The 9,176-nt window shown below is 70.4% G+C and carries 9 protein-coding genes and 1 pseudogene; 5 read left to right on the forward strand and 5 right to left on the reverse strand.

What is annotated here, in order from left to right; genetic code table 11:
• Positions 1-45: 45 nt before the first annotated feature.
• Together ABZX67_RS32875 and ctaD are read right to left on the reverse strand one after the other, a co-directional pair.
• Positions 46-405 (reverse strand): hypothetical protein, encoded by a 360-nt coding sequence (locus ABZX67_RS32875; protein WP_355368345.1) that lies wholly within the window; start codon positions 403-405, stop codon positions 46-48.
• Positions 405-2,138, reverse strand: a complete 1,734-nt coding sequence (gene ctaD / locus ABZX67_RS32880; protein ID WP_355368348.1) for a cytochrome c oxidase subunit I — start codon at positions 2,136-2,138, stop codon at positions 405-407. Before ctaD ends, ABZX67_RS32875 begins: the two co-directional genes overlap by 1 nt.
• 337 nt (positions 2,139-2,475) lie before the next feature.
• Here ctaD and ABZX67_RS32885 point away from each other — a divergent pair, with 337 nt between their 5' ends.
• Entirely contained in the window at positions 2,476-3,675 is a 1,200-nt protein-coding gene (locus tag ABZX67_RS32885) for a hypothetical protein (protein WP_355368351.1), read from the forward strand.
• A 10-nt stretch (positions 3,676-3,685) separates the two neighbouring features.
• The gene (locus tag ABZX67_RS32890; protein ID WP_355368354.1) at positions 3,686-4,273 is read left to right on the forward strand and encodes a hemerythrin domain-containing protein; all 588 of its coding nucleotides are present in this window, start codon (positions 3,686-3,688) and stop codon (positions 4,271-4,273) included.
• A gap of 88 nt (positions 4,274-4,361) precedes the next feature.
• On the opposite strand, the gene ABZX67_RS32895 is transcribed toward ABZX67_RS32890, so the two are convergent.
• Entirely contained in the window at positions 4,362-4,820 is a 459-nt protein-coding gene (locus tag ABZX67_RS32895; protein WP_355368357.1) for an SPW repeat protein, read from the reverse strand.
• 171 nt (positions 4,821-4,991) lie between these two features.
• Between ABZX67_RS32895 and ABZX67_RS32900 the strand changes: the two genes are divergently transcribed.
• Positions 4,992-5,651, forward strand: a complete 660-nt coding sequence (locus ABZX67_RS32900; RefSeq protein WP_355368360.1) for a Rho termination factor N-terminal domain-containing protein — start codon at positions 4,992-4,994, stop codon at positions 5,649-5,651.
• Positions 5,652-5,683: 32 nt separating this feature from the next.
• Here ABZX67_RS32900 and ABZX67_RS32905 read toward each other — a convergent pair.
• Positions 5,684-6,950 (reverse strand): annotated as a pseudogene (locus ABZX67_RS32905) (cytochrome P450).
• 104 nt (positions 6,951-7,054) lie between these two features.
• Positions 7,055-7,852 (reverse strand): N-formylglutamate amidohydrolase, encoded by a 798-nt coding sequence (locus ABZX67_RS32910; RefSeq protein WP_355368363.1) that lies wholly within the window; start codon positions 7,850-7,852, stop codon positions 7,055-7,057.
• A gap of 75 nt (positions 7,853-7,927) precedes the next feature.
• On the opposite strand from ABZX67_RS32910, the gene ABZX67_RS32915 reads away from it, so the two are divergent.
• Together ABZX67_RS32915 and ABZX67_RS32920 are read left to right on the forward strand one after the other, a co-directional pair.
• On the forward strand, positions 7,928-8,293 hold the full coding sequence (locus ABZX67_RS32915; protein ID WP_355368366.1) for an STAS domain-containing protein: 366 nt from the start codon (positions 7,928-7,930) through the stop codon (positions 8,291-8,293).
• A partial coding sequence (locus ABZX67_RS32920) for a sensor histidine kinase (RefSeq protein ID WP_355368369.1) occupies positions 8,290-9,176 on the forward strand: 887 nt, incomplete at its 3' end. The genes ABZX67_RS32915 and ABZX67_RS32920, both read left to right, overlap by 4 nt.

Genomic DNA, 9,176 nt, shown 5'->3' on the forward strand with positions numbered 1-9,176 from the left:
GGTGCCGACCATGAGCGCGGTCGGCCCGGCGGGGGACGGGTCGGCTCAGCGGTGGGCGGCCAGGGCCACCGCTGCCGCGCACAGCGCCGCAGAACACAGCAGGGTGGCCGCGCACCGGCACAGCAGCCTTTGCCGCAGGGTTTCGTACCGGGCGCCGTACTCCTGCCGCAGCTCGGCGCAGCGCCCGGCCACCTCCCGGAGCACCGCCTTGGACACCTCCAGGCGCTGTTGGGCGTACAGCCGTGCCACCTCCTCGTGCTGCGCGGTGGTCAGCCACGGCATGCGCCGGGCGAAGGCGTCCCCTTCGATACGGGCCCTGTTCAGCTCGCTCTGGTAGAGGAGGTAGCCCTCCAGGCGGTTGATGCCGGAGGCCACGTCGCCGTCCGTCGGTGAGTCGGCCGGCATCAGCTCTGGTCCTTGTCCCCGGACAGCGGGGAGGCGACCCCCTTGCCGGGCTCGACCACATCGCGCCGGTCGCCGTTCTCGAGCCGCTTGAGCGCGGAGATCGCCGGGTGGTGCAGGTCGAAGGCGGGAGACTCGGAGCGGATCTGCGGGAGGGTGAGGAAGTTGTGGCGGGGCGGCGGGCAGGAGGTGGCCCACTCCAGGGAGCGCCCGTAGCCCCAGGGATCGTCGACGTCGATCCGCTTGCCGACCTTGGCGGTCTTCCAGACGTTGTACAGGAACGGCAGGGTCGACAGGCCCAGCAGGAACGAGCCGATGGACGACAGCATGTTGAGCCCCGTGAAGCCGTCGGCGGCCAGGTAGTCGGCGTACCGGCGCGGCATCCCTTCGGCGCCGAGCCAGTGCTGGACCAGGAACGTCATGTGGAACCCGACGAACAGCGTCCAGAAGTGGATCTTTCCCAGGCGCTCGTCCAGCATGGTGCCGGTCATTTTCGGCCACCAGAAGTGGAACCCCGCGAACATCGCGAAGACGATCGTCCCGAACAGAACGTAGTGGAAATGGGCGATGACGAAATAAGAGTCGGTGACGTGCCAGTCCAAGGGCGGCGAGCCGAGAATGACACCGGTCAGCCCGCCGAAGAGGAAGGTGACGAGAAAGCCGATCGACCAGAGCATCGGTGTTTCGAAGCTGATGGAGCCTTTCCACATCGTGCCGATCCAGTTGAAGAACTTCACACCGGTCGGCACCGCGATCAGGAAGGTCATAAAGGAGAAGAACGGCAGGAGGACCGCCCCGGTGGCGAACATATGGTGCGCCCATACGGTCACGGAGAGACCGGTGATGGCGATGGTGGCCCCGATCAGCCCGATGTAACCGAACAGCGGCTTTCGGGAGAAGACCGGCAGGACTTCGGTGACCACACCGAAGAACGGCAGCGCCAGAATGTACACCTCGGGATGGCCGAAGAACCAGAACAGGTGCTGCCAGAGAATGGCCCCGCCGTTCTCGGGGTTGAAGATCTGCGCGCCGAACCGGCGATCGGCCTCCAGCGCGAAGAGGGCCGCTGCCAGTACGGGAAACGCCAGCAATACCAGGACCGAGGTCAGCAGCACGTTCCAGGTGAAGATCGGCATCCGGAACATCGTCATGCCCGGTGCGCGCATGCAGATGATCGTGGTCGTGAAGTTCACCGCGCCGAGGATGGTGCCGAAGCCGGAGAACGCGAGCCCCATGATCCACATGTCCCCGCCGACGTACGGCGTCCGCTCGCCGCCGCTGAGCGGCGTGTACGCCGTCCAGCCGAAGTCCGCCGTGCCCTGGGTGGTCAGCAGGCCGCCGACCACGATGAGCCCGCCGAAGAGGAAGAGCCAGTACGAGAACATGTTCAGTCGCGGAAAGGCGACGTCCGGCGAGCCGATCTGCAACGGCATGATCGCGTTGGCGAACCCGGCGAAGGTGGGCGTCGCGAACAGCAGCAGCATGATCGTGCCGTGCAGGGTGAACGTCTGGTTGAACTGCTCCGTCGAGATGAGCTGCAGTCCCGGCCGCGCCAGTTCCGCCCGGAGCATCAGCGCCAGGAGACCGCCGAAGAGGAAGAATCCGAAGGACGTGATCAGATACAGGTGACCGATCTTCTTGTGGTCGGTCGTGGTGAGCCAGTCGACGATGATGCGTCCCCAGCCCCGGCCCCGTACGGGAACCAGAGTGGTCGGCTCGGTGGTGGTGGTGACCATGCGAATCCTCGGATGAGCATCGGTGAACGAGCGCACGGCAGCTGCCGATGGGTGTCGTGCAAACGCTAGTGATAAACCCCCGTCAGGTCACGCCTGACTAGGCCGTCCCGGAACTAGACGTCTTATCCGAGTGGGGTCGCCGCCGCCAGGTCAAGGTGATGCGGGTCCGCCTGCCCGGAAAATACCCCGGAGGAACCAACGCTCAAGGGCATGGGCGGTAGCGGGAATCCCGAAGCGGTTAAGCATGTCTCTCGCCCCGGCCGAAACGCATCGTTCGCCGTGCGCTTTACGGGGTACCCAGCCGTGCAGTCCACTGCCACCGCCCACAGGAGGCCCCATGTCCTTCAACCCACTGGAACATCGCGGTATCCCGCTGGACCGTCAGCTCAGGAACTGGCGCGAGCTGAACGTCGAGCCCATCGACCCCGACCACTGCGACCCGTACACCCGCTGCCGGATCATCACCATGAACGGCATCGAGGTCGAGGCGATCCTCTTCAGCCACCACCTCGCCCGCAACACCGTCGACCCCGAGGTGAAGCGGCAGCTGGCCGAGACCCGCTACATCGAGGCCCAGCAGCAGAAGGTGGTGAACTGGCTGCTGCCCGGCGTGTCGTCGGTCCTGGAGACGACGATCGCCTACGAGCAGGTCGCGGTCGACCTCACCGCCTGGGTGGCCCGCATGGAGCCCGACCCGTACCTGAAGCAGGCGTACCAGTTCGGCGTGCTGGAGGACTTCGACCACCTGTACCGGTACGCGAACCTGTACGAGATGATCGAGCACCGCAAGGCGGAGTCGATCGTCGACAACCTCACCGAGGTCATCCCGGGCCGCCCGACGAAATACCACCACCGCCACCCCGCCGACAACGTCCGCGACCCCTACGACCGCACCAAGACGGACCCGCTGTCGAAACTGCACGCCCTGACCATCATGTCGGCGGAGCAGCAGACGATGAACTTCTACATGAACACCGGCTCCACCTACATGGAGCCCATCGCCCGCCAGCTCTACCAGGAGATCGGGCTCATCGAGGAGGAGCACGTCACCCACTACGAGTCGCTGGTCGACCCGGGAGAGACGTGGTGGGAGCAGCTCGTCAACCACGAGTACAACGAGTGCTACCTGTACTACTCCTTCATGGAGCAGGAGAGCGACCCCAAGGTCAAGGCCATCTGGGAGCTGCACCTCAACATGGAGCTGGAGCACCTGCGCATCGCGTGCGACCTGATGCGGCGCCACGACGGCCGCGAGCCGGAGTCGGTGCTCGCGCCCGAGCTGCCCAACGTGCTCACCTTCGAGCCCAACAAGGCGTACGTACGCGAGCTGCTCGCCACCCAGATCGACCTGACCACCCTGGGCGCCGGCTATGTGCGCGAGGCCCACGAGCGGTTCGAGAAGATGCAGGCCGCCATCAACGGCGGCGAGGAGCCGCCCAGTGAGCGGGTCATGGCCCAGCACCAGGACATGTTCGGCCGCGAGTACCGCGTGGAGACCGAAGGACCGCACCCCGACCCCGCCCTGCAGGAGAAGTAGGAGGCCCGCCGTGTCCCCGATCGACACCCCGCAAGCCGGCGACGACCACGCCCCGGACGACGACGTCGTCTCGCTGCTGATGCGCCAGCACGGAGACATCCGCAACCTCTTCGACGAGGTGGAGCGGAGCACCGGAGACGAGCGGCGGGAGGCGTTCCGCCACCTGGTGCGCCTCCTCGCCGTCCACGAGACGGCGGAGGAGGAGGTCGTCCACCCCTTCGCCCGCACGTCGATGCCGGGTGGCGAGGACGTGGTCGAGGACCGTCTCGCCGAGGAGCACGCGGCCAAGAAGGTGCTGGCCGCCCTCGACGACATGGACACCGACGACCCCGGGTTCATGCCGCAGCTCTTCGCCCTGCGCGCCGACGTACAGGCGCACGCCCGGGCCGAGGAGCGCTACGAGTTCACCCACATCCGGCGCAGCACGGACAGGGCCAAGCTCGCGGCCATGGCGAAGGCGGTCAAGGCCGCCGAGGCCATGGCCCCGACCCGGCCGCACCCGGGCGTCGAGTCGGCGGCGGCCAACATCGCGCTCGGCCCGATCGCCGCGTTGATGGACCGCACCAAGGACGCCGTGCGGAAGGCCATGGGCCACTGACCCGACTCGACCCAACCGGCGACGCGGCGGCGGCCGGCGGCCATCGGCCCTCACGGGCGCGAAGCCGCCGGCCGCCGTCGCGTCGCCCTCACCGATCCGGACTCCGGCCGCCGCCGCGCTCCAGCTTCTCGGCCCTGCGCAACAGCAGCATCGACACCACGGACAACACGACCAGCACGGTCCCGGCCGCGACGTCGAACACCTGGGCCCCGTCGAAGACGGCTGTGTTCCGCAGGCCCAGCAGCCACGGCGAGGCGATCAGCCAGCCGCCCGCCAGCAGGATCACCACGTCCGAGGCGAGGCCCAGATGCCAGCGGAACCGGGCGAGGGCGATGAAGAGGACCACCATCCCCACCCCGAGTTCGTTGCGGTGGGCGTCCTTCGCGGTGTCGGGCTCGCCGACCACCCACGGCGCGACGAACAGGGCGATGGCCGTCAGCAGCATCAGCAGGGACACGATCTGGTCCCGCTGGCCTTCGAGGAGTACGCGCCGTACGGCGGGCGGCGTGGTGGACCGGTGCGCCACCGGAATCGAATGTCGGACCATTGCTCCACTCCCCACTCGCGTGCCACTCAGAGGTTCGACGCGCCGAGTACCCCTCGCGTCCCGCCCAACCACCACCGGACGGCCGCCACCCGATGCGCTGGCGAGGGCGGCGGCCGCGTGCAACGGTGGAAGGGCAGAGACGGGGCTGTCTTCATCAGGCAGGAGGACGTCATGTCGTTGGCCGAGAAACTGCTCGACGCCTACCCGGCGGAGACCGGACTGCCGCCCAAAGTCCTCTCCCAGGCCGTCGACAAGCTGTACGAGTGCGCTGCCGCGTGTCTGTCCTGCGCGGACTCCGCCGCCGCGGAGCAGGACCCCGAGAAGATCGCGATGGCCGTGAAGTGCATGCGCAGCAGCAACGACTGCGCGGACCTGTGCACCGTCGCCGCCCGGGTCCTGACCCGGCAGACCGGGTACGACGCGCCCACGACGATGGCCGTCCTCGACGCCACCCGCACCGTCCTGAGGGCCAGCGGGCAGGCGTGCGAGGAGCTCGGGGACGCCAAGTACTGCGAGCTGTCGGCGAAGGCCTGCCGTGACACGGAGAAGCTCCTCGGCAAGATGATGGAGCGGATCCGGGCCACCGGCGGAGTCGGCGGCTACCCCGAGTCCCCGCCGAGCGCCACCACCCCGGCGGGCGCGGCGCGTGGCGGCGGCGGAGGCGGCAGGAGCAAGAAGGCCAAGCAGCAGCAGTCCGGCACCTCCATGGAGGAGCTGGAGCACATGCACATGGAGGAGCTGCGCGGCCTCGCCCGCGAGCGCGGAGTCGGCAAGGTCAGCTCCCTGCGCAAGCGGGAGCTCGTCGACGCGATCAGCGGAGCCGGCGGTTAGAACCGCGACTGGAACCGCGACCGGAACGGCGGCTAGAGCCGGTCCTCGGCGGTGTGCGCGTCCCGTACCCCGGCGATGCGCACACCGTCGCGCGGCCGCGTGGGGATGCGCCCCAGCGGGATGGCGAGGTCCTGCTCGGGCACGTCGTACCGCAGGCGCGCCAGCCGGATGGAGAGCGCCTCGAGCAGCGCGATCGTGACGGCCTCGCCGGGACACCGGTGCCCCGTGGACGGGTCGCCACCGCCCTGTGGGACGAGTTCGTCGCGCTCCACCGGCCGCTGGAGGAAGCGTTCGGGGCGGAAGGTGTACGGGTCGCCCCACAGTCCGGCGTCGTGGTCCTGCCCGTACACGTCCAGCACGACGAGCGCGCCCCCGGGGGATCCGGTGGCCCCGCCAGGACAGGTCGGCGGCCGCCCGGCCCGCGAGGAAGGGCGCGAAGGGGTAGAAGCGGCGGACCTCGTGCACGAACGCCGCCGCGTACGCCGCGTCGTCGTCCTGGAGCCGCTTGCGGTGCTCGGGCCGGCGGTGCAGGGCGTGCGCGGCGAAGGCGACGAACCAGGCCACCGCGACCGTCGGCCGGACGACGTTGAGCAGCTCCACGGCGGCGGTGCGCGCGTCCAGGGCCCGCCCGTCGGAGTCGCGGTGCCCGGCCACCACCTCGACGACCGAGCCTTCCGGCACCTCCACCGCCCCGGCGCGTACGTCCTCCACCAGGCCGCCCAGCCAGGCCTCGCACCGGCGGCGCGCGGCGCGGGCGCGCCAGTGGCGCGGCCCCAGGGTGGCGAAACCGTCGACCATCGCCACCATGTCGCGGGCCACCGCGTCCGTGCGCGCGGCCTCCAGAGGCACCCCGGCCCAGCGGCACACCGCCGAGGTCAGCACCTTCGCCGCCTCGTCGAACAGGACGATGTCCGCTTGCCGGCTCCACTGCCGTACGGCGCCGTCCCACGCGTCCCCGACCAGCTCCACCAGGTCGGCGACGCGGGCCGGCGGCGTCAGCAGCGACAGGAACATCGCCTTGCGGACCCGGTGCGCCTCGCCGTCCAGCGTGTGGACCGCGCCGTCACCGAAGAGGGTGGCGCGTACCGGTTCCGGCAGGGCCCCGCCGCGGCGGACGTGGGCCCCGTCGTAGAAGAACCGCACGGCCTCGGGTCCACGGAGGGCCACCGCGTGCCGCCCGAGCAGCCGGGCGCGGACGACGCCGTCCGGGGCACGCCGCATCCGGTTGGGCAGCCAGGCGTATCCCTTCAGGAACAGTGACGCGGTGCGGTCGGCGAGGGGACTACGGTGCACGGACATAACCCCACAAATGCCCCATATCACTCGGACGAAAACCGCGTTGAACAGCGGCCCCAGGCGGCGGCCCCCCGGCAGCGGCTGCCCGGGCGGCGTTCCCGTCCCGATCAGCCGGACGCCTCGTCGACGAGGCCGGCCAGCGCCTCCGCCAGCGCGTCGAGACCGTGACCGGAGGGCGCCCCCCGCTCGTCCAGGTAGAGGTCGCGCCGGATCTCCACCATCAGGGCGCCGACCCGCGCGTCGCGCCCGTAGTACCGGAGCGGTACGTACGTTCCCGCGAACGGCGTGTCGAACTCCGTACCGCCGCACCCCGCGAACGCCCGCCGCGCCGCGTCGCGGAGTGCGGCGGGCGTGTGGAAGGGGTCCGTTCCGATGCACACGGGCGGGCGCGGCCCCTCGCCGTGGAGCTCGTACGGCAGCCGCCGCGCCGGGTACGAATGGACGTCGACGATCACGGCACGCCCGGTCGCCTCCAGGCGATCGGCCACGGCCGCCGTCATCGCCTCCGCGTACGGGACGAAGTAGCGCTCGACGAGGGGCCGTACGTCGAAGCCGTCCGGACGCAGTTCCTCGCGGTGCGTGGTGCGGGTGTAGACCGCTCCCATACCCACCGCGAGCATTTCCTCGCGCTCGTCGGGAAAGCGCTCCGGGTCGACGACCAGGCGGGAGAGCCGGTTGACGAAGCGCCAGGGTGTGACCGGGGCGGCCTTCGCCGCCGAGGCGGCGATCTCGGCCGTGTACGCGTCGGTGATGTGGTCCAGCTCCCGCTCCAGCGCCCGGTCGTCGAGGACGATGCCGTCGCGGACGCCGGCGGGTATGGCACGGGAGGAGTGCGGAACGTGGAGGATCACCGGGGAGTCCGGTGCGCCGGGCAGCAGGCGGAAAGAGGGGGACGGGTCGCTCATCTGATTCCTCGGGTTCGCGTCGTGCGGCCCCCCCGAGGTGACATGCCGGGGGCCTCGGCGGGTACGGTACGGAAAATGAGCATGAAGGGCCGACCTGCCGGCCGGACGGGCTTCGACGCGGAGCCGGGGACAGAGGTCTCCTTGGAGGCGTTTCCGCTGGGAGACCGGTCCGGCCTGCGGGTGAACGGGGAGATCAGTGTGACCACGCGCATGGCGTGGCGCACGGTGCTGGAGGAGCTTGTGCGGCAGCCGGGGGACGCCTGTCATGCCGATCTGGCGCAGGTGTCGTTCATCGACGTCGCCGGCGCCACCGATCTGGTACTCACCGCCCAGGCGATGCCGCAGGGCCGCCGGATCGTCCTGCACAGCCCTCCGCCGCAGCTGCCCCGCATACTGGAGCTCTTCTGGCCGGAAGTGACCGAGATCGAGGTGGCGTCGTGACGAGCGAGGTCACTGTCGAGGACCCCTTCGTGCATCCGGCGCTGTTCTACCGCGGCGACCGGCAGTACGTGGCGGGGACGGTCCCCTTCATCCTGGACGGACTGGACGGCGGCGAGCCCGTGGCCGTCGCGGCCCCGCCCGACCGCCTGGAGCTGATCCAAGGGGAGCTGGGCGACCGCGCGAGCGAGGTGCACTTCGTCGACATGACGCGGGCGGGCCGCAACCCCGGCCGCATCATTCCGGGCGTGCTGCGGGCGTTCGCCGACAGCCGGGGACCGGGACGGATCCGCATCATCGGGGAGCCCATCTGGCCGGGCCGTACGGAGGTGGAGTACCCGGCCTGCGTGCAGCACGAGGCGCTGATCAACGCCGCGTTCACCGGACGTGACGTGACCATCCTCTGCCCGTACGACGCGGACGGACTGGACGGCCACGTGCTGGCCGACGCCCTGGAGACCCACCCGGTCGTCCTCGACGACTCCGGTGAGGCGGTCTCCGCCGCCTACGACCCCGAGCAGGTCATCGCCCGCTACAACACGGCCCTGTCCGCCCCGCCCGGCGCCGCGTCGTACGCCTTCGGCTCGGGCGGACTGCCCGCCGTACGGCACTTCGCCGTCGAGCAGGGCCGGCGGCTCGGCCTCACCGACATGCGGTCGCAGGACCTGGCCCTGGCCGTCGCCGAGCTCACCACCAACAGCGTGGTGCACGGCGCCGGCGAGGGCGTCCTGCGGATCTGGGCCGAGGGCGGACAGGTCGTCTGCGAGGTCCACGACGGCGGGCGGCTGACCGACCCGCTGGCCGGGCGGCGGCCCCCCCCGCCCCCCCCCACCCGCCGGCGGGGGCGGCCAGACCTGCACCACCCCACGGACCTCGAGCCGGTGGA

It is taken from the genome of Streptomyces sp. NPDC003036 (assembly GCF_040611175.1).
GTDB lineage: Bacteria > Actinomycetota > Actinomycetes > Streptomycetales > Streptomycetaceae > Streptomyces.